This is a genomic window from Paenibacillus sp. B01 (genome assembly GCF_009649995.1).
GTDB lineage: Bacteria > Bacillota > Bacilli > Paenibacillales > Paenibacillaceae > Paenibacillus_O > Paenibacillus_O pasadenensis.
The window spans coordinates 1,745,053-1,769,846 of the sequence record NZ_CP045802.1 but is presented as its reverse complement, the minus strand read 5'-3'; the positions used below and the strand labels follow the sequence as shown (position 1 = coordinate 1,769,846).

The 24,794-nt window shown below is 65.0% G+C and carries 18 protein-coding genes; 2 read left to right on the top strand and 16 right to left on the bottom strand.

Annotation, left to right across the window (positions count from 1 at the left end; translation table 11 throughout):
- Positions 1-158 precede the first annotated feature (158 nt).
- The 3 genes from GE073_RS07735 to GE073_RS07725 form a co-directional block, all read right to left on the bottom strand.
- Positions 159-1,268 (bottom strand): BTAD domain-containing protein, encoded by a 1,110-nt coding sequence (locus GE073_RS07735; RefSeq protein WP_153783165.1) that lies wholly within the window; start codon positions 1,266-1,268, stop codon positions 159-161.
- Positions 1,265-4,318: a hybrid sensor histidine kinase/response regulator gene (locus GE073_RS07730; RefSeq protein WP_153783164.1), complete on the bottom strand. Its 3,054-nt coding sequence runs from the start codon at positions 4,316-4,318 to the stop codon at positions 1,265-1,267. The genes GE073_RS07735 and GE073_RS07730 overlap by 4 nt, the downstream gene beginning before the upstream one ends.
- 176 nt (positions 4,319-4,494) lie before the next feature.
- Positions 4,495-6,000, bottom strand: a complete 1,506-nt coding sequence (locus tag GE073_RS07725; protein ID WP_194843303.1) for a vWA domain-containing protein — start codon at positions 5,998-6,000, stop codon at positions 4,495-4,497.
- Positions 6,001-6,140: 140 nt separating this feature from the next.
- Between GE073_RS07725 and GE073_RS07720 the strand changes: the two genes are divergently transcribed.
- Positions 6,141-6,443: a hypothetical protein gene (locus GE073_RS07720; protein ID WP_028599914.1), complete on the top strand. Its 303-nt coding sequence runs from the start codon at positions 6,141-6,143 to the stop codon at positions 6,441-6,443.
- Positions 6,444-6,635: 192 nt separating this feature from the next.
- Here the strand turns inward: GE073_RS07720 and GE073_RS07715 are convergent, their stop codons facing one another.
- From GE073_RS07715 to GE073_RS07705, 3 genes are read right to left on the bottom strand one after another with little or no spacing between them, the layout of a single operon-like run.
- Positions 6,636-6,827, bottom strand: a complete 192-nt coding sequence (locus GE073_RS07715; protein ID WP_153783162.1) for a hypothetical protein — start codon at positions 6,825-6,827, stop codon at positions 6,636-6,638.
- Positions 6,824-7,438, bottom strand: a complete 615-nt coding sequence (locus tag GE073_RS07710; RefSeq protein WP_153783161.1) for a hypothetical protein — start codon at positions 7,436-7,438, stop codon at positions 6,824-6,826. The genes GE073_RS07715 and GE073_RS07710 overlap by 4 nt, the downstream gene beginning before the upstream one ends.
- Before the next feature lie 21 nt (positions 7,439-7,459).
- On the bottom strand, positions 7,460-8,389 hold the full coding sequence (locus tag GE073_RS07705; protein ID WP_194843302.1) for an amidoligase family protein: 930 nt from the start codon (positions 8,387-8,389) through the stop codon (positions 7,460-7,462).
- Positions 8,390-9,439: 1,050 nt separating this feature from the next.
- On the opposite strand from GE073_RS07705, the gene GE073_RS07700 reads away from it, so the two are divergent.
- A complete protein-coding gene (locus tag GE073_RS07700) occupies positions 9,440-10,699 on the top strand; it encodes an IS256 family transposase (protein ID WP_101808325.1) in 1,260 nt (419 codons plus the stop codon).
- A gap of 820 nt (positions 10,700-11,519) precedes the next feature.
- Here the strand turns inward: GE073_RS07700 and mglC are convergent.
- The 10 genes from mglC to GE073_RS07650 all read right to left on the bottom strand — a co-directional run bounded on the left by mglC (position 11,520) and on the right by GE073_RS07650 (position 24,700).
- Complete coding sequence (gene mglC, locus GE073_RS07695) at positions 11,520-12,563, bottom strand: galactose/methyl galactoside ABC transporter permease MglC (RefSeq protein ID WP_052333458.1); 1,044 nt, start codon at positions 12,561-12,563, stop codon at positions 11,520-11,522.
- A 31-nt stretch (positions 12,564-12,594) separates the two neighbouring features.
- Positions 12,595-14,112 (bottom strand): sugar ABC transporter ATP-binding protein, encoded by a 1,518-nt coding sequence (locus GE073_RS07690; protein WP_153783159.1) that lies wholly within the window; start codon positions 14,110-14,112, stop codon positions 12,595-12,597.
- Positions 14,113-14,254: 142 nt separating this feature from the next.
- Positions 14,255-15,304 (bottom strand): galactose ABC transporter substrate-binding protein, encoded by a 1,050-nt coding sequence (locus tag GE073_RS07685; protein WP_028599919.1) that lies wholly within the window; start codon positions 15,302-15,304, stop codon positions 14,255-14,257.
- A gap of 186 nt (positions 15,305-15,490) precedes the next feature.
- Positions 15,491-16,543: a substrate-binding domain-containing protein gene (locus tag GE073_RS07680; protein ID WP_153783158.1), complete on the bottom strand. Its 1,053-nt coding sequence runs from the start codon at positions 16,541-16,543 to the stop codon at positions 15,491-15,493.
- Positions 16,527-18,362 carry a cache domain-containing sensor histidine kinase gene (locus GE073_RS07675; RefSeq protein ID WP_052333460.1) on the bottom strand — a complete coding sequence of 612 codons (1,836 nt, stop codon included), beginning with the start codon at positions 18,360-18,362 and terminating at the stop codon, positions 16,527-16,529. The genes GE073_RS07680 and GE073_RS07675 overlap by 17 nt, the downstream gene beginning before the upstream one ends.
- Positions 18,359-20,035 (bottom strand): response regulator, encoded by a 1,677-nt coding sequence (locus GE073_RS07670; RefSeq protein ID WP_153783157.1) that lies wholly within the window; start codon positions 20,033-20,035, stop codon positions 18,359-18,361. The genes GE073_RS07675 and GE073_RS07670 overlap by 4 nt, the downstream gene beginning before the upstream one ends.
- A gap of 165 nt (positions 20,036-20,200) precedes the next feature.
- On the bottom strand, positions 20,201-21,163 hold the full coding sequence (locus tag GE073_RS07665; protein ID WP_028599922.1) for an aldolase catalytic domain-containing protein: 963 nt from the start codon (positions 21,161-21,163) through the stop codon (positions 20,201-20,203).
- Positions 21,164-21,256: 93 nt separating this feature from the next.
- Positions 21,257-22,819, bottom strand: coding sequence for a leucyl aminopeptidase (locus GE073_RS07660; protein WP_153783156.1), 1,563 nt, complete (start codon positions 22,817-22,819; stop codon positions 21,257-21,259).
- A 79-nt stretch (positions 22,820-22,898) separates the two neighbouring features.
- Complete coding sequence (locus GE073_RS07655; protein ID WP_028599924.1) at positions 22,899-24,281, bottom strand: ATP-binding protein; 1,383 nt, start codon at positions 24,279-24,281, stop codon at positions 22,899-22,901.
- Positions 24,281-24,700: an ATP-binding protein gene (locus GE073_RS07650; RefSeq protein ID WP_052333461.1), complete on the bottom strand. Its 420-nt coding sequence runs from the start codon at positions 24,698-24,700 to the stop codon at positions 24,281-24,283. The genes GE073_RS07655 and GE073_RS07650 overlap by 1 nt, the downstream gene beginning before the upstream one ends.
- Positions 24,701-24,794: the final 94 nt, after the last annotated feature.

The following is a 24,794-nucleotide window of genomic DNA, read 5'->3' as shown; positions in this document are numbered from 1 at the left end:
TCCTTGAGTGATTGCGTTCCGCCTCGTCCAGTGTAGCAGGGCGATTCTCAACACTTTCACAACAATCTCGCCAAAAAACGACAAAAACGGCTGTCGAATGATGCTTCGACAGCCGTTTCCTGCTGCAGCCGGCCTTTGCTCGTCCCGGCCGGCCAGCCTTACTCCCGTCCCATCCGTTCCTTGAGCGCCAGCGCCTGGCGCGCGCCGCTCCAATGTCCCATCTGCTCCTGCGACTCGGCCAGCAGGTCGTAATACGGGCCATGCTCCGGCTCCAGCTCGATCAGCTTGCCGAGCAGCGCCAGCCGCTGCGCGGAGCCGGCTTGGACCAGGCCGGCTCTCAGCGCCGCCGTGAACGAGGAGCGCAGCTCGATCCGGTACGCGTCCGCCCACGGGTAATGCTCCGTCTCCAGATAGTCGCCCCGGTAGAGCCCCGCCGCGTCCTGTCCGGCCTCCCCTTCCAAGCCGGTCTTCGACCGCTCCAGCAGCTCCTCCAGATCGCTGCGGATGCCGCCCGCGTCCAGCCAATACCGCTCGTCTCCATAGTGGACGATCTCCCCGCAGCCCTCCGCCTTCAGCAGGCTCCGCAAATAATAGAGCGACGTATGCAGCAGCTTCTGCGCCCGCTCCGCGGAATCGTCCGGCCACAGATGCTCCAGGATGGCATATTTGTAGACCGGTCGGCCGCGATGATGCCAGAGGTAGGCGAACAGCTCCTTGGTCTTGCGGGTGCGCCAGGTGAGCAGGCGGCCGTCCCCGCCGTACAGCTCCATGCTGCCCAGCACCTTCAGCGACAGCGTCGGCGAATCCGGCGGCGGGACGAGGTCGAGCGGACTGGCTTGCCCGGTCCCGGTCCTCCCTGTCGTCGCGCCGCTCGGCTCCTGACCGGCGCCGCTGCGATCGCGCAGCCGGGCCCGCAGGCTCTCGTAGCGCGACAGCGCCTGAAGCAGCTTGTCTTTGGCGACGGGCTTGAGCAGATAGCCGATCGCCTCCGTGCCGAACGCATCCACCGCATAATGGTGGTAGGCCGTCACATAGATCACCTCGGCGTCCGGGCAGACGGCGCGCAGCGCCGCGGCGGCTTCAAGCCCATTCATGCCGGGCATCTCGATATCCAGGAAGAGAAGCTCGGGCTGCAGCGCGCCGCACTGCGAGATCGCGTCCGCCACGCGCTGGAACTTGCCGACGACATCCACTCCGCCCGCCTCGTTCAGCTTGATTTCCAGGACATCGAGCGCTATTTCTTCATCGTCGATCAAAATCGCCCTCACGCGCGCTCCTCCTTCGTCACGATCATCGTCATTCGGGTCCCCGCCCCCGGACGGCTGGCGATGTCCAGCTTGCGCCCATACCTCATCTGCAGCCGGCGGTTGACATTGCCGATGCCGATGCCGCCGGCCTGCCCGGCCTCCAGCCTGGCCAGCATCGCCTCGTCCATGCCGACTCCGTCATCCTCGACCCGGATCTCGACCCCAACCGGGATGCTGCGGATCGAGACCGTCACCGTGCCGCCCTCGGGCTTGGGCCCGATGCCGTGGCGGACGGCATTCTCCACGATCGGCTGCAAGGTCAGCGGCGGCAGGAGCGCGCGCGCTCCTTCGTCGACGACGCATTCCACCTGCAGCCGCGGGCCGAAGCGCAGCTGCTCGATCGCCAGATAAGCCCGCGCCAGCTCCAGCTCCCGCTCCAGCGGGACCGCTTCGGCGAGGACAAACGTAAACTTGGCGCGCAAATAGGTCGTCAGATGCTCGATCGTCTCGCGCAGCTTGTCCACGTCCTTGTAGCTCAGCCCGATCAGGGCATTCAACGTGTTGTACAGGAAATGAGGGGTGATCTGGGCCTGCAGGAAGTCCATCTCCCGGCGCACCGCCTGCTCCGAGGAGCTTTTCATCGCCAGCAGCGACTGGACGCGGGCCTTCAGCTCCGCCAGCTCGAACGGCTTGTGCAGAATGTCGTTGGCGCCGGCGGCAAAGGCGGCCACAATGTCTGCGGTCTGGCCGGAAGCGGTGAGCATGAGCACGGGAAGCTCGGACAGTCCGTGCAGCGACCGGATCTCCCGGCAGACGTCCAGTCCGGACACGCCGGGCATCATCAGGTCGAGCAGCACGAGATCCGGCTGCCGGCGCCGCAGCGCCTCGAGCGCTTCCGCTCCGCTGCTGACCGCAGTGAAGCGATGTCCGAGCGAGGAGACCGCGTCCAGCGCCACTTTCAGATTGGACGGCTCGTCGTCGACGATCAGAATGTGCAGGGCCGCTGCGGAGCCGCCGCCCTCGCCCATGCGCATCGGATGCGGCGCCGAAGCGCCGTGCCGAGCTTCGCTCCCTTCCGCCCGCATGGCGGAGGAGGGCGCTGCGGCAGCCCCGGCTGGCCGCTCCCCGGCATCGGCCACCGGCAGCGTGAACGTAAACCTGGACCCTCGTCCGACCTCCGACTCCAGCGACATGGCGCCGCCCTGCAGCTCCACCAGCTGCCGGGCGATGCTCAGCCCCAGTCCGATGCCCTCGCGCGAGCCCGCCCCCGATTCGCGGCCATGGACGAACGGCTGGAACAGCTCCTCCCGCAGCTCCGGGGGAATTCCCCGGCCCGTGTCGCTGACCGTCACCGCCAGCATGTCCCCCTGCCGTGCGGCCGAGAGCGACACCGTGCCGCGCTCCGTGTATTTCAGCCCGTTTTCGAGCAGATTGTGCAAAATCTGGCGCAGCCGATTCTCGTCCGCGAGGACGAGAGGCAGCTCCGCCGGCAGCTCGTTGAGCAGCCGAATGCCCGGATTGACCGATGCGATCGCCAGCGTCTCCCAGACGAATTCGGCGGAGACGCGCATGTCGACCGGCCTCAGCTGCACCCGCAGCTCCCCATAGCGGATCCGATTCAGATCGAGGATGTCGCCCACCAGGCCGGCGAGCCGCCTCCCGAGCCGATTCAGCAGCAGGATGTTGTCGCGATGCTCCGCTTGGAGCGGAGTCTCGGCCTGGTCCAGCAGCGACTGGGACAGGTTCACGATGCCGTGCAGAGGCGTCCTCAGCTCATGCGACGTCTTGGCGAGGAACTCATCCTTTTGCCGATCCTGGATCAGCAGTCTTCGGGAGAGCCGCTCGCTCTGCACAAAGGCGGAGCGCAGCCGGTCCGACATTAGGAACGATTGGGACAGCACGACGAGCAGCAGCGTGACGACCATGTAGTAGGGACTGTCCAGCGCCAGCTGATAGCGCGTCTGCGCGAACACCCAGCTGATGATGAGGAAAAAGGTCCCGAGCAGGATGGAATAGACCCTTGCGCCGAGATGGCGCTTGCGAAAGATCGACGTGAAGATGAAGACGAACGAGAGCGTCTGCATGAGGATGCCGGGCCACAGGAGCGGAACGAGCCCCTCGTTGGGAATGAAGATGAGCACGGCCAGAAAGCCGTAGCTCGCTCCCAGGAACGCCTTGAGCCCCCTGCCGGGCTTGTCGTCCAAATACAGCCGGACGTAATGGATGAAGAACAGGATCGACAGCGACGGCACGATGAAGAGCAGCTTCTGCAGCGCCGGGAACGAGATCGACGGAAGCAGCGACGCGAGCACGATCTCGTTGTCGATGCTGAAGAACAGGCCGAGCGAGAGGCAGAACAGGCTGAAGTAGAGCAGGTAAGGCTCGCGCCTCCATTGCCTGAACATGCCGGCGAAATAAAGGCCGAAGACGAGCAGGGCCGTGACGAGGATCATGTCGCCCATGCGCGAGACGTCTCGCCTGGCCGCCACCTCCTCCGCCAGCCCGAACTCCGGCGGCTGCACGAGTCCGCCCGGCAAATACCGGTAGCTGGCCACCTGGATGACGATGTCGATCGTGCGGCTCTCCGCCTTGACCGTCCCCAGGACGGGCAGATTGCTCGGCACGAAGCGGCTCGGGTCCGCAGCGGGCGTTCCGCTGCCTCCAAGCTCGTCCCCCGCCGCGTAAATGCGGCTGGACAGGCGGATCTTTTTTGCTCTCACGCTGTAATATCCCGGCTCGCTCACCTCGATTCGGAGCCGGTACGTTCCCGCGCCGAAGCCGTCCGCCGAGTTCCAGTTGCCGGGCACGTTCAGCAGGCTTCGTCCGCTTTCCAGCTCCTTTTCGCTCTGGGCGAAATCGGCCGGCGTTAGAAGCCTGTCTTCATAAAATTCCCATTCTCCCTGCAGCGGGATGACGCCTTGCTTCGTAAAATCCCAATCGCGGGCGTCGAGGACGCCCGCTCGCGCTTGCGGGTAGTTTTCGACGGGATGGAGCCAGTAGTAGACGACGATGGAAGCGGCGGCCGCGAAAATCAGGACCAAGCCGACGAGCAGGAGCAGTTGGTTCTTCATGTCGATTCCTTCCTGATGGCTGATCGGACGGCGTGAATCGTTCCCTCACGAGGAGGATAGCCGCTAGTTCATTATCGGAATACACGATGGAAATGCTGAACAGCCCGGCTCCGGCGGATGCCGGAAGCGGGCTGGTGCTGTTGCGGGAAGGGAGGATCGGGCGGATGCAGGCGGGCTCAGCCCTCCGCGTGCCGGCTGATCAGATCGACGAGCAGATCGTTCAGCGGCATGATCTGCGGCTCGACGCCCTCCGGCTGCTTATGGCCGTTGCCGATGCCGCTGTCGTCGGTCAGGAACACGTAGCTGCCGCCGGTCGAGACGGCGAGCGTGCGCAGAAGCAGCTCCGTCTCCAGGTCGGTGCCGCTCGCGGCGACCGGCACGATGCGGATGCCCTGCTTCGCCGCTTCGGCGGCCGCATGCTGGATGCTTTCGCGCTCCCGAAGTCCTTGGTGGGGCGGAGCGTCGAGCACGAGCAGCATCAGCCTCGCCCTCGCGCTGCGGCTCCAATCATGCTCCAGCACGGCATCGGTCAGCGCCTCGGCGACCGCCTCCGGGTAATCCTGTCCGCCGTCGGCCTCCTGGCGGGCGATATGCGCCTGCGCCTTGACGGCGTCCTCGAGGAACGGGAACGACCGCACGACATACTCGTCGTTGTGGTCGCGGTAGAAGTTCGGGCTGATCCGGACGGTCAGGTTCTGCCCGATGTTTTTCTTGACGCGGGAGACGACGTTCGTCAGCTCGGTCGATAGATAGCTCAGCTCGTCGGCCATCGACCCGGTCGTATCGATCATGAGCAGCAGGTCGAGCACGGCGTCCGGCTGCGCCGCTTCCCGGTCGGTCTCAAGCTTCATGACCCGCCCCGCCCAATCCTTCGCTTCCGCTTCTCGTACGAGAAGTCCGTTCCCCCCGTCGATTTGGACCGAGCAGTCCTGAGGCGCGGCGGCCTGATCTTTTGAGCCTCCCTGCTGCTCGCTCGAAGCAGCCGGCTCGTTTTGCAGCTCCACGTCCTGCCGGCTTCGCGACTCGAGCAGTCCCGCGAACAGCGTCGCCTGTCCCTTGCCGTCGGTGCGAGCCGTCCATTCCCGCTTGCCGCCGCATTGCAGGATGACCTCGACGTCCCGTGCCGGCTTGCCTTTGGCCGTCGCCTGCACCGTCAGGCGGCGATAGGGGGCGAAGCCCCAGGCAGCCGGATAAGGACTGTCCTGAATCAGCTCCGTCCAGCGGCTCCACGCGCCGAGATCGTCCCATTCTCCTGCCGTCAGCATGCCGGCTTGCGGTTCGGGCATTTGCCGCGGCTCTGCCTTTGGAGGCATGGCGTCCGAATGCTGGAGCTCAGCGCTTTCTGCGGCGGATGCGTCAGCCGCAGAGGGCTCCTCGCTCCCTTGCGCCGCGGCAGCGCCAGTCGGAGCCTCTTTCGCCGCGCTCTTCTGCGGCGCGCCGGCGACGGACTCCCGGCTGGCCGCGTCTACGGCGGCGGCTCCGCCTGCAGCAGCTTCCCCGCTCCCCGGGACCGCCCCTTCATCCGCCGCGCCGCAGCCGGTCAGCAGCGCCGCGATCAGCAGGCTGGCCGTGGCCAGCTTCAGCCGCGGACCGATCTTGGTCCATCGGAGTCCTCGGCCGCTCTCTGGCGCAGGCTGCCGGTTCGTTTCCATGCCCGATGGCTCGTCGTTTCTCTTTTTCATGCTCATCGCCCCCCGGTTTCTTTCCTGTGGGATCAAGGCCCAATTCTGGATCTTGCTGTGATGGACGGACGCCCGCTCCGAAAGGTTGCATCGCGGCAGTGCCGCAGGTACAATCAGGAGCAGACGGGAGAGAAATCGACATGGAAACGTATCCGCTGCTGCTGTTGACGCTGACTCATGGCGGCTGGACGAAAGAGCTGGAGATGGAATCGGCCGAGCTGGCGCTCGTCACGGACGCCGGCTCGAGGCTGTGGTATATCGACGTGAACGGAGTGGCCGACAGCGAGCTGCTGGACTATTTCTATACGGCATCGGACATCGGCGTCGAGGTGTCAGCGCTGACGAAGGACGGCCGCAGGCTGGAAGGAACGGCTTACTTCCATGCGAACAAGCTCCATCGGGCCGCCGCGCTGCGCGGCGACGGCGAGCTGATCGGCGTTTAGGCCGGAGGCCGGCGCGGCTCCGGGCCGACCGCGATTCCAAGCAAGAGGCAGCCGGCACGTCGCTCGCGGCGCGCCGGCTGCCTCTTGCATGTTGAAAAAGCAGGGGCGGTTCCAAAGGTCGATGAAAACGACCTTGGAACCGCCCCTTTTCAAAAATGCGGCCGCTCCCGGGCAGGCAAGGCCCGAAATGCGTCAGCTCTCCTTGTCTCCCCCGTCCAGCATGCGCAGGTTGTTCCGTCTCCGGCTCGGAGTGCGGACCTCCGCCTCGAGCTCCCGCACTTTGTCCTCCAGCTCGCGGATGCGCCGGGTCAGACGGTAGACCGGCTGGGCCATGAGCGCGACGGCGATCAGCAGCCACACGACCGGCAGCATTCCTTCGCTCATGACCGGTCTTCGCCGGCTTCAGCCAGCGCCTCCAGCAGCAGCTCCAGCTCCAGCTCCTGAACCCGCTCCAGCAGCGGCGTATCCGCTCCGGCATGGCCGGTCAGCGCGGAGGCGGCCGCCAGGTCCGTCAGCAGCGCCGGGTCCACGCCCGGCTCGCGGCGCAGCCGGCGGGCGAGAGCCGGCTCCGCATCCGGCGTGCCGTCGAGCAGCTGCTCGGTCCGGCGGCGCCAGGTCTCGGCGCGGGGATGCGGGCCGGCGAGCCGGAACCAATACTTCGCGTTGGAAAAGTCCCCTTCCATCCGGTGCATCATCCCGTGCAGATAGCTGCCGTCGGGACCGTCCAGCTCCTGCGACAGCTCATGCGAGCGGTTCAAGCTGCCGTTGCGCAAATGCAGGCCCGATACGAGCGCCAGCAGCCGCAGCCTCGTCTCCTCCTCCCCGATCCGGCGCTCACGCAGCTCCAGCAGCCGCGCCGCCTCCCGGTCGAGACGCCGCTCGCGTTCCTCGACGATCGGATTCCCGTCCGGAGCCAGCGGCAGCCTGCGCTCCTGCAGCGCGGCAGCCAGCTCTGCGGCCAGCCTGCCCTGAATTTCCTGAAGTTCCCTTTCCATCCGGACTCCACTCCCTCCTGATTATCCGTCGCCCAGCGGCTCCAGTCCGCCGGCGGCAAGCGCGCAGCGGAACCGATGCAGCGAGCCTTCTTCATCCTCGACCGCTACCATGACGCCGCCGTCCGCAGCGACGATGTGATGGATCTCGCCGCCGGGCACGAGCTCCGCCGCCTGTGCCGCAAGCTGCGGCAGCAGGGCGTTCTCGAGCGCGATCCGCTCGCGATGCCAGCGAGGCGGATCGGCGCGCGGCGGGTAACCGCCGGACGGCGCGCCGAGCGCGGCGGCCAAAGCCGCCGGCTCATCCGGCATGCGTTGCCCTCTGCAGGCGCCGTCCACGAACCGGAGGCAAAGCTCGACAACGCGCCTGACCTCGGCCGCCTCGAGCGTTCCATTCGCGTAGCGGATCTCGACGGTGCCGATCTCGCTCCACGGCCTCAGATTGATGCCGCAGCGATGGGACTGCGGCCGTCCGCTGCGCCTCAGCGCCGCCAGATCGCCGCTGGCGCGGAAAGCCTCCGCCATCTCCGCCGTGATCGGCGGCGCATAAAAGCGGCGGTGCGGGCTCGTGCCGAGCAGAGAGCTAAGCGCTTCCTGCGAGCTCAGCGCCGCCTCCAGCAGCGCCGGGAGCGCGGCTTCGCCGAACGGCTCCAGCCCGACATGCACATGCAGGCCGCAGCTCCAGTTGGCTTGCGCCCCTTGCCGCCTCAGCCGCTCCAGCATCGCCTCCGCTTGATCGAGCTCCTCCCAGCGAAGGGGCGGCGACTGCAGCTCGCTGCCCGACGCCTCTCCGTCTCCGTCGATCTGCTTCTCGTCCAGCGCCATCGTCCAGCCCGGCAGCAGCTCCAGCCGCTCCGGCTCGCCGCCGACGAACTCGATCTCCAGCCCGAAGCGCAGCTCCCGCCAGCGCTCCTCCATTCCGTGAGCAACGTTCCAATCGTTCCGTTCTCTCATTTTCGTCATCCTCCCCTTTGCGTTTCCTCCGTTCCGACCGGACAGGAAAGCGCAGGGAGGAGCGCGGGCACGCTCGGCTCCGCGAGCGATAGCATCGACGTTTGCGCGAATTTCGGCATTGCAGCCGGCTCTGACGCGTGCGCGGACGCCGGCATTGCAGCTAGCTCTGACGACTGTACGGACGCCGACATTGCAGCCGGATCTGGCGCGTACGCGGACGTCGGCCCAAGTTTTTGCTCCGGTCTTCTTACGGGATTAGCGGGGTACTTTGCCTCTCGTCATCGTCCTTCCTCCCTCGCCGTTCGTTTGGGAATAGTTTACCATAACCTCCAGACCGCACCTAGCACCTTATCCAGCAGGATTATTTGTCATTGAACGGCCGCTGCGAAAAGAGCCTGAAAGCAGCTCCCACTTGCTGGAGCTTACCCAGGCTGCAACGACTTGGGCCCGTATCGAAATCGCTCGCGCGATCCATAGAACGTGGACTCCCTCGTCTCGGGCAAGCGGAGGCCGAACCCGTCGGAGTTAAGCGGAAAAACCGAGTAACTCGAGCGAGCGGAGGCCGAAACGGTTGGAGTTGCTCGGAAAAAACGAGTAACTCGGGCTAGCGGGGGCCGAATCGGGCGGAGTTACGCGGAAAAAACGAGTAACTCGGGCTAGCGGGGGCCGAAACAGTTGGAGTTACTCGGAAAAACCGCGTAACTCGGGCTAGCGGGGGCCTAACCCGTCGGAGTTACGCGGAAAAACCGAGTAACTCGAGCGAGCGGAGGCCGAACCCGGCGGAGTTGCTCGGAAAAACCGCGTAACTCGGGCAAGTGGGTGCCGCACCCGTCGGAGTTACGCGGAAAAACCGAGTAACTCGGGCAAGTGGGGGCCGATACGGTCGGAGTTGCTCGGAAAAACTGCGTAACTCGGGCTAGCGGAAGCCGAAACCAGTTAAGTCCATATAATTGTGTAAAATGCTCCTGACCATAAAAAGAAAAGCCATGGTAGGACTCTCGGTTAGAATGGAAGTTGTCGAGACCAACATTCCAAGGAGAGTGCCTACACATGACTCAATACCAGATTACCGTAGATCAGGACATTTTGCACCAGCTGTTTATCGGAACCGATCGGGACGCGGGAGTGGCCCGCTTGTTGGAGACGGTGCTGAATCAGGTGCTGACAGCCCAGGCGACAGATCAGCTGGCGGCGCAGACGTACGAGCGCACCAGCGAGCGCAAGGGCTATCGCAACGGCAGCTACGAGCGCGACGTCATTACCCGCGCTGGCAGCGTCACCTTGCGCGTCCCCCGGTTTCGGGACGGCTCCTTTTCTACCGAGCTTTTCGCCCGGTATCAGCGCAGCGAGCAAGCGCTGGTTCTCTCGCTCATGGAAATGGTCATCAACGGCGTGTCGACGCGCAAGGTGACTAAAATCACCGAGGAGCTGTGCGGAACCGAGTTCTCCAAGTCAACGGTCAGCCACCTGTGCAAGCAGCTGGACCCGGCTGTCCACGACTGGAACAACCGCTCTCTGGCCGACCACGCCTTCCCCTTCATCACCATCGATGCGATCTACGTGAAGGTGCGTGAAGAAGGCCGTATCTGTTCTCGAGGCGTTCTGGTGGGCTACGGCGTGAACGAGCAAGGCCGGCGTGAGATTCTGGGCCTGCGCGTCGACGACACCGAGTCGGAGGAGAGCTGGGGCGCCTACTTCCGCTGGCTGAAAGAGCGCGGCCTGCACGGCGTAGAGCTCGTCACGAGCGACTATCATGGCGGGCTGGTCAAGGCCATCGAGAAGGAGTTTCAAGGGGTCTCGTGGCAGCGGTGCCAGACGCACTTCATCAAGAACGTGCTGAACGCAGCGCCCAAAGCGCTCCAAAGCGAAATCAAGAGTCGCGTCCGATCGATCTTCGATGCGCCCGACATGAAGACGGCTCGTTCCTATCTCGAACAGACGCTTGAGGCGTATGCCGAGACAGCACCCAAAGCGATGAAAATACTGGAGGACGGGTTCGAGGACGCCGTCGCGGTGCTGGCCTTCCCGGAGGCCTACCGCGTGCGGCTGCGCACCTCCAACGGCATGGAACGCCTGAACGGGGAGATCCGCAGGCGCGAGACGGTCATCCGCATCTTTCCCAATCGCGCTTCCGTCATCCGTCTCATCGGAGCCATGCTCATGGAAGAGAACGAGTACTGGATGACGAAGAAGCCGTACATGGACATGACGGACTTCAAGGCGTGGAAGAAGCAGAAAGCCACTCAGGGCGCCGGCTCGGAGGAGCAGGAAACCAGCACCACCATGACGGAAGCGACGGACAGCCTTTAAACCCGATTCCATTTTCTACCGAGAAGTGTTTTTACACACAATTATGGACTTGACCCCGAAACCGTCGGAGTTACGCGGAAAAAACAAGTAACTCGGGCTAGCGGGGGCCGAAAAGGTCGGAGTTACGCGGAAAAACCGAGTAACTCGGGCTAGCGGAGGCCGAAACCGTCGGAGTTACGCGGAAAAAACAAGTAACTCGGGCTAGCGGGGGCCAAAACAGTGGGAGTTGCTCGAAAAAAACGAGTAACCCCGGGGAGGCAGGCGTGTCGGTTACAGCCGGAAAGACGATCTGGCGAGCCGCTGTAACCCGATTTTTTCGGGTTACAGCCTGAAAGACGGGCTGGCGAGACGCTGTAACCCGATTTTTTCGGGTTACAGCCTGAAAGACAGGCTGGTTAACCGCTGTAACCCGATTTTTTCGGGTTACAGCCTGAAAGACAGGCTGGTTAACCGCTGTAACCCGATTTTTTCGGGTTACAGCTTGAAGACGGGCTGGTTAACCGCTGTAACCCGCAAAAAGGCAAGCGAGGAGCGGGCAGTTGCCCGTTCCTCGCCTTGCGATCATTTGCCTCGCCTTGCGTTGCAAAGACTTGCACAACCTTGCACTGTCTTGCCCAACCTTGTCTTGCCCAACCTTGACTTGTCTTGCCCAACCTTGCATGGCCGCGCCCAGCCAACTAGCCTTGCTTTGCGCTTCCCCGCGCTTGCGCAACCCGGCTTTGCCGCGCCCGGCTTCCCCGCGCTTGCGCAACCCGGCTTTGCCGCGCCCAGCTTTGCCGCGCTGCCTTGCGCCGGGCATCTGGCCCCACGCCCGCGCGGCCTACCGCTTCGCGACGTACTTGCGGATGTCGAACGAGACCGCCGCCACGATGATGAGCCCTTTGATGATGAGCTGCCAGTACGGGCTGACGCCGATGAACGTGAGGCCGTAGTTGATGACGCCGAAGATGAGCACGCCGGCCATGATGCCCGGCACGGTGCCGATGCCGCCGGCCGTCGACACGCCGCCGACGACGCAGGCCGCGATCGCGTCCAGCTCGTACATGTTGCCGTAGTTGTTCGTCGCGCCGCCGGTGCGCGCCGCCTCGAGCACGCCGCCGAGGCCGTACAGGGCGCCGGCGATCGCGTAGATGAAGATCAGGTTGCGGGCGACGTTGATGCCCGACACATGCGCCGCCTGCACGTTGCCGCCGATCGCGTACATGTTTTTGCCGAGGCGCGTCTTGTTGAAGACGACCCAGCAGATCAGGCCGACGCCGACGGCGATGAGCACAATGTACGGAAGCGTGTAGCCTCCGCCGAAGTGGATCGAGCCGGTGCCGATCTTGGTGAAGTCCGGTCGCAGGCCGGCGATCGGCTGCGACTGGTTCGGATCGGAGTCGAAGTAGATCGAGTTGATGCCGTACACGGCGACCATCGTGCCGAGCGTGGCGATGAACGGCGGCACCTTGAGCTTGGCGATGATGAAGCCGTTGACGCAGCCGACGAGCAGGCCGGCGACGATGCCGACGACGATCGGGATGCCGACCCACAGCTGGGGCAGGTTCGGGAAAAACTTCGCCGCATAGGTGTCCACCTGCAGCATCGAGGCGGAGACGACCGCCGTCAGGCCGACGACGCGGCCCGCGGACAGGTCGGTGCCGCCGGTGATGAGCACGAAGCCCGCCCCGAGCGCGATGATCGCGCGGGTGGAGTTCTGCTGCAGGATGTCGCGCAGCGTCGAGTACGCCAGGAACGTCGGGTCCATGATTGCGATCGCGACGACGAGCAGGATGAGGACGAGGAAGATCGCCCGGTTGGTGACGAGATGCTTCAGATAGCCCAGGACCGCCTGGCCGGCCGGCTTTTTCGCCGGCGTGTTCATTTGAGTGCTCATGAATGCTGTTCCCTCCTGGCTAAGCCATCCGCTGCTGCGCGGCCAGCCGCATGATTTCCTGCTCCGTCGCCTTGCGTCCGTCGAGGATGCCGGTCATCCGTCCCTCGCTCATGACCATGATGCGGTCGGACATGCCGAGCAGCTCCGGCATCTCCGAGCTGATCATGACGATGCTGCGGCCTTGGCGCGCCAGCTCGGCGATAATCGTGTAGATCTCGAACTTGGCGCCGACGTCGATGCCGCGCGTCGGCTCGTCGAGCAGCAGGATTTCCGGATCGGTGAGCAGCCAGCGGGCGAGCAGCACCTTCTGCTGGTTGCCGCCCGACAGGTTGCGGATCTGCGTGTCCACGCCCGGCGTCTTCGTGCGGAACTTGGCGACGTTGTCGGCCGCCTCCCGCCGTCCCTTGCGCTCGTCGATCAGGCCGAGCCGGCTGCGGTAGCGGCCCAGGTTGGCGATGATCGTATTTTCGTACACGGACAGCACCGGAAAGATGCCCGTCGTCCGCCGCTCCTCGGTCAGCAGCGCGATGCCGTGCTTCTTGGCGTCGGCCGGCGACTTGATGCTGACCTTGCGCCCGTCGATCTCGATCGTGCCGGACTTCAGCTGGCGCAGGCCGAACAGCGCCTCGATCAGCTCGGTCCGCTGCGCGCCGACGAGTCCGCCGACGCCGAGAATCTCGCCGCGCTTCAGCTCGAAGCTGACGTTTTGGAACGACATCGGATTCGTCGACGTGAGGCCGTCCGCCTTGAGGATGACGGTAGACGGCACGTTGCTCCGCTCCGGGAACCGGTCGTTCAGGTCGCGGCCGACCATGCGGCTGATGATGAGGTCGGTCGTCAGCTCGGACGCCTCCCAGGTGCCGATGTACTTGCCGTCGCGCATGATCGTCACGTCGTCGGAGATGCGCAGGATCTCCTCCATCTTGTGCGAGATGTAGATGATCGAGACGCCGCGCCTGCGCAGCTTCTCGATGATCTCGAACAGCTGCTCGACCTCGTTGCCGGTCAGCGACGACGTCGGCTCGTCCATGACGATCACCTTGGATTGGAACGACACCGCCTTGGCGATCTCCAGCGACTGGATCTTGGAGACGGACAGGCTGCCGACCTGCGCCTGCGGGTCGATGTCGAGGCCGAGATCGAGCAGCAGCGCCTGCGTGTCGCGGCGCATGCGGCGCTCGTCGACGAGCCGCAGCGGCCAGACGCCCTTGAGCGGGAAGCGCCCAAGCCAGATGTTTTCCATGACGCTGCGATGCGGCACCGGATGCAGCTCCTGGTGGATCATCGACACGCCATGCGACAGCGCGGCCCTGGAGTTCGGGATGTCGACACGCTCGCCGTCAAGACGGATCTCGCCTTCATCCGGCTTGTAGATGCCGAACAGGCATTTCATGAGCGTCGATTTGCCGGCGCCGTTCTCGCCCATGAGGGCATGGACCGTGCCGGGGCGCACGTTCAGGCTGACCCCGCTCAGCGCCTGCACGCCGGGAAAAGCTTTGGAGATGCCGCGCATCTCCAATCGATAAGGGGAGCTCATCGCTCGCGCCTCCTTTGCTGGGAAAAAGTCGGACAGCCTACGGGACGGCCGCGGAGCGGCCCTGCCGTGCCGGCGAGCGCCGGCGGGATGCGAAAGGGAGCCCGCCGCGTCCCGGGCTGCGGGCTCCCTGGCCGAATCCCGCTTATTGCTGGGCGTCGGCGATGTTGTCCTTCAAAATCTTCTTGTAGGCGATCCAGACGTACTTGCCGTCGGTGATGTCGTAGCCGGTATTCTCCTTCGTCGGCGTCTCGCCTTTGGCCAGCGCCGTCGCCAGGGCGACCGTCGCGCCGCCTTGGTTCTTGGCGTCGTTGAGCACGGTGCCGAGCAGCGTGCCGTCCTGCAGCGCCTGGATCGCCGGAGCGGTCGCATCAACGCCGACGACCGGCATGAACTTGTCGCCGGAGAAGTAGCCCGCCGCCTTCAGCGCCTCGATCGCGCCAAGCGCCATGTCGTCATTGTTGGCCAGCACCGCCTCGATGCTCTCGCCGCGCGCCGCGAGCCAAGCCTGCATTTTGTCCTGGCCTTTGACGCGGTCCCACATCGCCGTATCCTGCTCCAGCTTCTCGACCTTGATGCCGGCGTCCTCGATCGCCTGGATGGAGTACTTCGTGCGCAGCTCGGCGTCCTGGTGGCCCGGCTCGCCCTGCAGCATGACGTACTGGAGCACGCCGTCCTTGTTTTTGTCCGCTTCCGGATGGGCTTTCCAGTAGTCGGCGATGATCTGGCCGGACAGCGTGCCGGACTCCTCCGCCTTCGCGCCGACGTAGTACACCTTATCCCACTTGTTCATGTCCTCGGCGACCGGCTCGCGGTTCAGGAACACGACCGGAATGTCGGCCGCCTGAGCCTTGTCGATGATGACGCCGGCCGCCGTGCGGTCGACCGCGTTGATCGCCAGCGCCTTGTATTTCTTGGAGATGAACAGGTCGACCTTCTCGTTCTGCGTCGGCTGGGCGTTCTGGCTGTCGACGATGTCGAGCTGCGCCTTGCCCTCGGCCGCCGCCGTCATCGCGTTGCGCACGCCGGTCATGAACGTGTCGTCGAACTTGTAGATCGCCACGCCGATCTTCGGCTGGTCGCCGCCGCTGCCGGAGTCTCCGCCCGCGTTGCCGCCGCCGTTGTTGCCGCCGCAGCCGGCCGCCGTCACCATGACCGCCGCGAGCGCCGCCGCGAGTGCCGCTTGTTTTTTCATAAGGAATGACCTCCTGAAGGATGTAGGATGGGGGTTCGGCAGCGATCGCCTTCTCGGCGCCGCCGTCCGTTCTCATGCTCTTATTATGAAAGGGCTTGCGCTTTTTTCGAATCGAAAATCTTCCTGCTTTCTATCGAAATCTTCATCAGCTTTTTACAGACAGACGAAAAATAGGCCCGTACGGGCCTATTTGACGAAAGGAAACAGCAGCTTCTGATTGTCCATCCAGAACATGCTGTCCGGGCTGACCGCCTTGGTCGCGAGCGCGACTCTCGCCTCCGGCTTCTCTCCGCGCAGCAGCCGGTCGGCCTGCCGCATGCCGAGATAGCCGGCGTTGAAGCCGCTCTGCACGACGAGCCGGTCGATGACACCGTCCTGCAGCAGCTCCAGCTGCTCCGTCTCGCTTCCGAAGCCGACGATCTTCACCTCGGAGGAAGCGCCGCGTCGAAGCGACTCCCGCGCCGAGCTGAGCACGCCCTGCTCCTGCAGCGCGACGATGCCGTCCGCCTCGTCCATGAGCTGGCGCGCCGCCTCGCTGCAGCCGTCGGAGGAGGAGCCGCAGGAGTAGCCCTTGGCGACCGTGATCGCCGGATGGCGGGCGAGCTCTTCCAGCACGCCGGCATGCCGCTCCTCGTAGCCGGGTGCGGAGGAGTCGGCGCCGAGCACGGCCACGCGCCCGTAGCCGCCGAGCAGCTCCGCCATCGCCGCGCCGGCCTGGCGGCCGGCCTCGCGGTTGTCGATCGTCACCGCGCTCGCGACTCCGTCCACCGGATACGCGTCGCTCAGCGTGATCACGGCCGCTCCAGCCGCATGAGCGAGCTTCACCACCTCCGCCAGCTGCAGCTCGCCGTCGGGATCGAGCAGCAGCGCCTCCGCGCCTTCCTTCAGCGCGCGGCTCGCCGCCTCCGCCTGGCCTTCGCCGGGCCGGCCCGCCTCCTTCTCCACATAGTCGAGCCGGTAGCCGAATTCCTTGGCCGCCGCCTCCGCGCCGAGCCGGATCGCGCCGGCTAGCGCGCCGTCCGACTGCGGCGCGATCAGCGCGGCCAGACGGGGCGGCGGCGGCGCGGCAGGCGCGGCGGAGCCGGAGCAGCCGGCGGCGGCGAGCAGCGGCAGGAGCAGCAGGGCGGCCGGGAGCCGTGCGGACAGCCATGCGGAGTCCGGCGAGCCGGCCGACAGCCCGCGCAGGCGGCGGATGCGCGCGAAGGAGCGCCGTCCGAGTCGCTCAAGGCTGCTTTTCATCGTCGATCTCCTCCTCTGCGGCTTCCGCCGGAATGCGTACCGTCACCGTCATGCCCTCCTCGAGCTCGCTGCGGAACTCGAGGCCGTACGCCGCTCCGTAATTCAGCCGGATCCGGTCGTGGATGTTGCGCAGCGCGACGCCGGAGCCCTTGCCCGTCCGCGACGGCCGGCGCTCCGGCGCCTCCGCGCTCCCGCGTTCCCCGCTGAGCAGCAGCGCGGCCGCCTCCGGCGCCATGCCGGCGCCGTTGTCCTCGACGAGCAGCGTCAGCACGCCGTCTTCCACGAACGCCTGCACCTCGATCCGCCCTTCATCCGCCGAATATTCGAGCCCGTGCTCGATCGCGTTCTCCAGCAGCGGCTGCAGCACGAGCTTCAGCGTCCGGCAGCGCTCCGCCTCCTCCGTCGCCCGGATGGCGAACGTGAACTTGCGGCCGAAGCGCAGCTGCTGGATCGTGAGGTAATGATGCGCGTGCTCCAGCTCGTCCTTGACCGAAATGAGCGTGCGTCCTTGGCTGAGGCTGATGCGGAACAGCTTGGACAGCGAGGTGATCATCGTGACGACCTCCTCGCCGCGGCTCATCGCCGCCATGCGCACGACCGAGTTGAGCGTGTTGTACAGAAAGTGCGGATTGATCTGGGCTTGCAGCGCCTCCAGCTCATGCCGCCGCTTGGACTCCTGCTCCAGCACGATCTGCCCCATGAGCTGGCGGATCTTGTGCACCATCAGATTGAAGCGGCGCGACAGCCGCTCGACCTCGAGCGGTCCCTCGACCGGCAGCTCGACGTCGAACTGGCCTCTTTCCACGGAGCGCATCATCTTCTCCACCCGCTTGAGCGGCCGGATGATCGAGCGGGCGAGCAGCATGCCGAAGAGCAGCACGAGCACGAGACTGGCGGCGACGACGCGCACGAGGTAGCGGTTCACTTCCTCCCGCGTCGTGAGCAGCTCGTCGAGGTAGCTCACGCCGACGATCTTCCACCCGATGTTGGCGACCGACTTGACGGTGACGAGCCTGCGCTCTCCGTCCAGCTCCTCGACATAGTCGCCGGAGGAGACGAGCGCGCCTTCGACGTTCTCCCGCTTGAGCCCCATGTAGATGAGCTGCTGCTGCGGATGGTAGACGATGTTGCCCGCGCCCTCGTCGATGATGTAGGCGTAGCCCTGCCGGCCGAGGCTGATGCGGCTGCACAGCTCGTCGATCTGCTTGAAGTTGATGTCGACGAGCAGGATGACCTCCTGCGCCTGTCCGTCCTGCTGCACGGTGACGCGCTTGCTCATGCTGACGACCCACGGATAGCCGCCTTTGTACAGGTTCTGGATATGCGGCAGCGAGAAGCCGAGATGGTCCGGCACGCGCAGCGCCGCCTGGAACCAGCCCTGGCCCGTCACGTTCGCGCTCGGGCGCAGCTCCGCGGCCGGGCGGTTTTTGAGCAGCGTGCCGTCCTCGGCGAACAGCGCGATCGAGACGATGTCGTCGCGGCTGCCCATGAGCGTGTCGAGCTGCGTGTCGACCTCGCTGCCGTCCCATCGGCCTTTGTCCAGCAGGTTCTGCTCGATCGCCCGATAAAAGCTCGACAAGCCGCGCACGTAGTCCTCGAGGTTGTAGCTGACCTGATCGACGATCTGGCTGGAGGAGGTGAAGGCGCTGCGCTCCGCCGATGCGGAGAACTTGTCGTGCAGCAGGAAGGCGACCGTGCCGATCGCGATGACGATCATGACGGAGAACGACCAGGTGACGATCGACTGGATGCTGCTGACGCGCGAATGGCGCACCCGCTCCTTGAAGCGGGCCGCCTCCTTGAGCGTCGGCCGCTTCACGGCAGCGGCCCCGCTTCCGCTTCCTTGGCCCGGCTGCGGTATTCCTTGGGCGTCGTGCCGGTATGCTTCTTGAAGCAGAAGCTGAAGTAGTTCGGCTCGGAGAAGCCGATCCGCTCGGCGATCTCGAACGCCTTGAGCTCGGTCGAGCGCAGCAGCTCCTGCGCGAGCTCCATGCGCAGCTGCAGCACGTACTGGAGGAACGTGAGCTTCACCTCGCGCTTGAACAGCCCGCAAAAATAGCCGGCGCTGATATGCAGATGCGAGCAGACCCTCGCGATCGACAGCTCGGGATCATGCAGATGCGCGCGGGTGAAGCGGATCGCCTCCTCCACCAGATCCTTGTACGCATGCTGGCGCGTGCCGGCGATGCGCTGCATGACGGCCGCGCCGAGCTCCCCCAGCCAGCGCCTCGCCTCGCCGAGTCCGGCGAGCCGGGACAGCTCGGCATACGGCTGCGCTCCGGCTCCGAGCAGCTCCTCGAGCTCGACGCCGGCGGACTGGGCCGTGCGGCAGATCGCCGTCAGCACTTCCATGAGGTACATCTGGATGCCGCTGTACGTATGGCTTTCCCGAATCTCGCCGAGAATGTCCGCCAGCAGCGCCTCCAGCTCCTCGGCCGTGCCGACCTTGAGGCAGCGCGCGAGCGCCTGCTCGCGCAGCTCGTCGAAGCGCAGCGGCTCCGACGGCCGGCGCTCGACGTCCTGCAGGAAGACGAGCCGGTCCATGCCGGGCACGAGCCGATAGTCGAGCGCGAGCAGCGCTTCCTCGTACGCTTCCTGCAGCTCGGACAGGCTGCGCTTGGGCAGGCCGGTGCCGATCGTCACGGGCAGCCGCAGGTAGAATTCGACGCTGCGCGCGAGCTGCTCCAGCGTCTGCTGACAGCTCTCCTTCCAGCCGGCCTCACCGATGCCGAAGTCCATGAGCACGATGCTGTCCTGATGGAGGAAAGCGATGCCGCGCCGCGCCGCCGACCAGATCTCCTCGGCGACGTTGAGCACGGCGAACAGCTTCAGCTCCTCGTCCGGCGACTGCCGGAGCGAGCTTGACTCGGCGGCCGCCGCAGCTCCTCCTTCCGCTCCGCCCGCGTTCGAGGCCTGCCCTGATTCATCCAGGCGGACGACGGATACCGAGCAGCCCTCCCCGTCCAGGCTCAGGCCATACTGCTCGGCCTTGCGGCGAATGGCCGCCTCCGGGTAGCGGCGATACAGCAGCGAGCTGAGGAACTGCCCGCGCAGCTGCGGCAGGCTCCGGTAATAGTGCTCCCGCAGCTCGCGCGCGTCCTCGCGCTCCGCGCGCTCGCGGTCCATCCTTTCCTTGAGTCCGCGCAGCAGCTCCGTCAGGCTCGCCGCCGTGAACGGCTTGAGCAGGTACTCGTCGACGCTCAGCGAGACGGCCTGGCGGGCATAGTCGAACTCGTCGTAGCCGGTCAGGATGACCGTCTTGGCCAGCGGCAAGGCCGCCTGCAGCCGGCGGACGAGCTCGAGCCCGTCCACGAACGGCATGCGGATGTCCGTCAGCACGACGTCCGGCAGCAGCCGCTCGGCCAGCTCCAGCGCCTCCAGGCCGTTCTCGGCGGTCGCCGCGATCTCGAAGCCGCACTCCTCCCAGCGGATCTCCGCCCGCAATCCTTCTCGGACATCGGCCTCGTCATCGGCCAGCAACACTCGGTACATGCGATCCTCTCCTGCCCTCTTGTCTCTCGGAACTAAAACAATAGCAGGTCGCGTCTCTGTTGTAAACGCATACTTATTGGGCGTGCAGACGCGAAAAAGCCGCCCCTGACGGCCGTGGCGGTCGTCAGGGCGGCTTCGCAGGCTCCGGGCGGAGCGGACGGCGGCTTATTTGCCGTGCAGCACTTCGGGGGTCGTCAGCTGATCGTAGAAATCGACGATCCGGTCCTGCTTGTCCGAGCCGCGCTGCGCCATCGCCGAGCGGGGATGCTCGTCGAGCAGGCCGGTCACCATGTACTCCATGATGTAGCCCCACTCTTCCTTTTGGCGAAGCGGCAGCATATGCTTCTCGATCATCTCCAGCACCGGGCGGACGCTGTACTTCGTGCCGGGCAGATGGGCGACGAGCAGCTCCGTGTTGCAGTTGCCGGCGGCGCGGCCCATGCCGTAGACGCTCGCGTCGAGGAACTCGACGCCCTTGTCGACGGCGAGCAGCGTATTGGCGAACGCGAGCTGCTGGTTGTTGTGCGTATGCACGCCCAGCTTCTTGTTCGGCAGATGCTGCTTGAACTTGTCGATCAGGTAGCCGAAGTCGCTCGGCTTGAGGCTGCCGTAGGAGTCGACGACGTACACGACGTCGACGACGCTCTCGCGGATCGCGTCGAACGCCTCGATCAGCTGGTTCTCCATGACGTTGGACAGCGCCATGATATTGAGCGTCGTCTCGTAGCCGCGCTCATGGAACAGCTCCACGAGCTCGAGCGCCTTGTCCACGTCCTGGATGTAGCAGGCGACGCGGATCAGGTCGAGCATGCTCTCCGAGCGGGGCAGCACGTCGCTCTCGTCGACGCGGCCGATGTCCACGAGGGCGGACAGCTTCGTCCGGCCCTTGTTCGGGAGCACCTTGCGCAGGAAGTCGTCGTTCAGGAAGCGCCAAGGGCCTGCGGCATCCGCGCCCTTGAGCAGCTTCGGCGAGTTTTTGTAGCCGATCTCCATATACTCGACGCCGGCCTCGTCCAGGCTGCGGTATAGATCTTGCACGAATTCGATGCTGAAGTCCCAGTTGTTCACGAGGCCTCCATCACGGACGGTGCAGTCGACAATTTTGCTTGGGGTCGTTTTGGCGGACATGATCGCAGAACTCCTAACATGGTAAGGTAACGTTCATCCTATGATACGGGAAATCGGTAAAGAACGCAAAAGATTTGTCGTGCCGGCTCCGTCTCAGCGAAGCTCCATGCCGCCGTCCCGCAGCACGAGCTCCGCGAGCGTGCGCGTCATGACACCGGTCGCGCCCTTGCTCTCCCAGCCGCGCGGCCGGCTGATCCACGACGTGCCGGCGATGTCGATATGCACCCAAGGCTTGTCCTCCGCGAACGCGCCGATGAACAGGCCGGCGATGCTCGCCGCGCCTTCCCGGCCCGCGCCGTTTTTCAGATCGGCGGCGGCGCTGTCGAGCTTGCGGCGGAATTCGGCGTAGGCCGGCAGCGGCCAGACGCGCTCGCCGCTGCGGATCGCCGCTTCCTCCAGCTCGCGGCTCAGCGTCTCGTCGTTGCCGAGGATGCCGGAGGCCGTGTCGCCGAGCACCGACACGACCGCGCCGGTCAGCGTCGCCACGTCGACGAGCTTCGTCGCCCCGCGCCGGATCGCGGTCGTCATCCCGTCCGCGAGCACGAGCCTGCCCTCGGCGTCCGTGTTGACGATCTCCACGGTCATGCCGTTCATCATCGTCAGCACGTCGCCCGGCTTGAACGCCCGGTCGGAGATCATGTTCTCGGCCGAAGGGATGACCGCGACGACGTTGGCCTTCGGCTTGAGCTTGCCGATGATCCGCATCGCGCCGAGCACCGCCGCCGCGCCGCCCATGTCGCCGATCATATCCTCCATCCCGGGAGCGCGCTTGAGCGAGTAGCCCCCGGTATCGAACGTGATGCCCTTGCCGATCAGGCCCCATTTCTCGACGCTGTCCGGATCGCCCTCGTAATGCAGCACGATCATGCGCGGCGGATGGACGCTGCCTTTGCCGACGCCGAGCAGGCCGCCCATGCCGAGCTCTCCCGCCGTCCACTCGTCGATGATCTCGACGTCGAGCTCCGCCTCGTCCGCGAGCCGCTCCGCTTCCTCGGCCAAAGCCTCCGGCGTCAGCTCGCTTCCCGGCAGATGCACGAGATCGCGCGCCCAGGCGACCGCCTCGCCGGCGAGCTGGCCGCGCGCGAACCCTTCGTTCCAGGCCGCCGCTCGGCCTTCGTCCGCGCCGCCGCACAGCTGCAGCTCGATCTGCAGCTCACTCGCCGCCGGCGGCTCGCCGGAGCGCGACTTGGCGCGCTCGTAGCCGCCGAGCGTCAGCCCTTCGGCCAATGCCGCGGCCGCCTGCGCCGTGCCGAGGCTGTCGCCTACGCCGTCATGCAGCTGCAGCGGCACGAGCAGCACGGCGCGCTCCGCTTTTTGCGCCTTGAGCTCCCGTGCCGCGGCCGCGCCGAGGCGGCGCAGCCCGTCGCCCGTCGCGAACGACTCGCCGAGGCCGACGAACACGGCCGCCTCCGCCTCATGCAGGCCGAGCAGCGGCATCGTCAGCGTCTGCTCCGCCGCCGCCTTGAAGGCGCCGAGCCGAAAGCTGCGGCGCAGCGCCTCCCGCACGGCGGGAACCGCGAGCGGGTCGCCGGCTCCAAGGTCGCCTCCGGCCGCGTCCTCCTGCAGCTCGGCCGGAGCCACCGGCCGCACGATCAGCGCGCCGGCCGCTTCCGCCGCCTCCGAAACCTTATGAGAAAAAGTGATGGTCCTGTTCATTCGTTTCCGCTTCCTTTCGCTTTCCCTCGATCCATGCGGGTCCAAAACGCAAAAAAAACCGGGGAGATCTCCCCCGATTTTAAGTCTTTTGCTCGGCAATTGGCAAATAGATCATGAACGACGTGCCTTCCCCCGCGGTGCTCGTGACGCGGATCGTGCCGGAGTGGTTGCGGACGATCCGGTAGCTGACCGACAGCCCGAGGCCTGTCCCCGACTCCTTTGTCGTAAAAAAAGGATCGAACAGACGGTTCAGCGTCGCCCGGTCCATGCCCTTGCCGTTGTCGCGGATCGTAATTTCGGCGAAATCCGACTTGCGGTCCAGGATGACGTCGATCCGCCCTTCCCGCTCGCCCTCCAGCTCCGCGATGGCGTCCATCGCGTTTTTGAACAGGTTCAGCACGACCTGCTTGATCTGCTTGACGTCGATCGAGACATGCAGCTCGGAATCCTGCGCCTCCAGCGAGATGAAGCAATTATGCATGAGCGCCTCGCTTTCGCTGAGCAGGCTGACTTCCTTGAGCAGCGACGCGAGCCGGATCGTCTGCTTCATCGGAGCGGTCGGCTTGGAGGAGTTGAGGAATTCGTAGATGATGTCGTTGGCGCGGTCGATCTCCGCCACCATGATCTTGGCGTACTCCTCCTTGCCGAGATCGACCAGCGTCGGCCGCAGCAGCTGGATGAAGCCGCGGATCGAGGTGAGCGGATTGCGGATCTCATGCGCGATCGCGGCGGCGATCTTGCCGAGCATCGCCAGCTTGTCGTTCTGGTAGGCGGTCTGCTCGATCTGCTTGTATTCGGATACATCTTTCATGCTGATGAGATAGTCTCCGTCCAGCTGGTCGCCGTAGGTCGCCGTGATGAGCAGATGGCGGCCGCTGCTGTCCTGGAACTCGAAATACTTGTTTCGGCGCACGATGATCTCGCGATAGAGACGCACCAGCAGCCGCCTCGTCGGACGGGTCAGCTGGGCGTGGCGGAGGATTTCCAATATGCTGCAGCCGACGAGAGTCTTGCGGGGAACATCGAGAAAGCGGGCCATCTGCAAGTTCATGAACGTGACGATGCCTTCCGTATCGAACAGAGCGATGCCGCTGTCCATATGCTGCAGCACGTTCTCGTACTTGCTCTTGACCCGCTCGAAGGAGCGGTAGGAGCGGCTGAGCAGCTCCCTCATCTCGATGTACCGCTCGTCCGCCGGACGCTCGGGCTGGTACCGGAACCGGTAGGCGACCATCAGCTCGATCAGGAACAGGAACGAGCGGCCGTACAAGTCGAGCGCTTCCTCCGAGTCGACGTTGAGGACGATGTTGCGCATGCTCTCCTCGTGGATCGCGATGATCTCCTCCGGTCCGATGTTATGGAACATTTTCCCTAGCTCTGTTGCCTGATACAGCGATGCCTCGCTCCCGCTTCGAATATATTCGGCAAGCGCCGGGAAATAGCGCTTTCGAATTGCCTGCATTAGCCTTGCTCCTCTCCGGTTGCAAACAGCTGGAGCTGTATCGGTGTCGAACTCATGTAGAAGGACGGAGGCAGCCATTTGCGGAACGTGATGCAGGTGCCGATGCGTCTCGTGATGGCGATGTCCCATTCCTCCGACCAAAGCGAATTCCATTCCTCTTCCAGCTCAAGGGAAAAGCTGCAGCTGCCGATGAGCGACCATTCCAATCCGGCTTCTCCCGTTTCCTTGCGCACTTTGCCGATCAGCATCTGGCTGCGCCGATGCATCTCTACGAAACCGCTCGATAGCTCGGATATGGCATAAGCGATGCGCGTCTGGTCGATGATGCCGAAGCCAAGCTCCCGCGCCAGCTCCCGGCCTCGTTGACGAGCTCGGATCGCATCCCTCACATTGCTGATGTTGAACAGTTCCATCTCCATGTACGAGCTCCGCCCTCCCTGTTCCTTGCTGTCAGGATCGCAGTCAAGCCGTCGATTCGTACATCAATCATAGGATTGGCTGTCAACAAGTGTC

Bases quoted from the DNA above. Each gene is read 5' to 3' on its own strand.
- GE073_RS07725 (WP_194843303.1), bottom strand. From the start codon at position 6,000: ATGAAAAAGAGAAACGACGAGCCATCGGGCATGGAAACGAACCGGCAG.
- GE073_RS07665 (WP_028599922.1), bottom strand. From the start codon at position 21,163: ATGTCCGCCAAAACGACCCCAAGCAAAATTGTCGACTGCACCGTCCGT.
- GE073_RS07705 (WP_194843302.1), bottom strand. From the start codon at position 8,389: ATGAGAGAACGGAACGATTGGAACGTTGCTCACGGAATGGAGGAGCGC.
- GE073_RS07715 (WP_153783162.1), bottom strand. From the start codon at position 6,827: ATGAGCGAAGGAATGCTGCCGGTCGTGTGGCTGCTGATCGCCGTCGCG.
- GE073_RS07710 (WP_153783161.1), bottom strand. From the start codon at position 7,438: ATGGAAAGGGAACTTCAGGAAATTCAGGGCAGGCTGGCCGCAGAGCTG.
- GE073_RS07700 (WP_101808325.1), top strand. From the start codon at position 9,440: ATGACTCAATACCAGATTACCGTAGATCAGGACATTTTGCACCAGCTG.
- GE073_RS07730 (WP_153783164.1), bottom strand. From the start codon at position 4,318: ATGAAGAACCAACTGCTCCTGCTCGTCGGCTTGGTCCTGATTTTCGCG.
- GE073_RS07655 (WP_028599924.1), bottom strand. From the start codon at position 24,281: ATGCAGGCAATTCGAAAGCGCTATTTCCCGGCGCTTGCCGAATATATT.
- GE073_RS07660 (WP_153783156.1), bottom strand. From the start codon at position 22,819: ATGAACAGGACCATCACTTTTTCTCATAAGGTTTCGGAGGCGGCGGAA.
- GE073_RS07690 (WP_153783159.1), bottom strand. From the start codon at position 14,112: ATGAGCTCCCCTTATCGATTGGAGATGCGCGGCATCTCCAAAGCTTTT.
- GE073_RS07680 (WP_153783158.1), bottom strand. From the start codon at position 16,543: ATGAAAAGCAGCCTTGAGCGACTCGGACGGCGCTCCTTCGCGCGCATC.
- GE073_RS07685 (WP_028599919.1), bottom strand. From the start codon at position 15,304: ATGAAAAAACAAGCGGCACTCGCGGCGGCGCTCGCGGCGGTCATGGTG.
- GE073_RS07670 (WP_153783157.1), bottom strand. From the start codon at position 20,035: ATGTACCGAGTGTTGCTGGCCGATGACGAGGCCGATGTCCGAGAAGGA.
- GE073_RS07650 (WP_052333461.1), bottom strand. From the start codon at position 24,700: ATGGAGATGGAACTGTTCAACATCAGCAATGTGAGGGATGCGATCCGA.
- mglC (WP_052333458.1), bottom strand. From the start codon at position 12,563: ATGAACACGCCGGCGAAAAAGCCGGCCGGCCAGGCGGTCCTGGGCTAT.
- GE073_RS07720 (WP_028599914.1), top strand. From the start codon at position 6,141: ATGGAAACGTATCCGCTGCTGCTGTTGACGCTGACTCATGGCGGCTGG.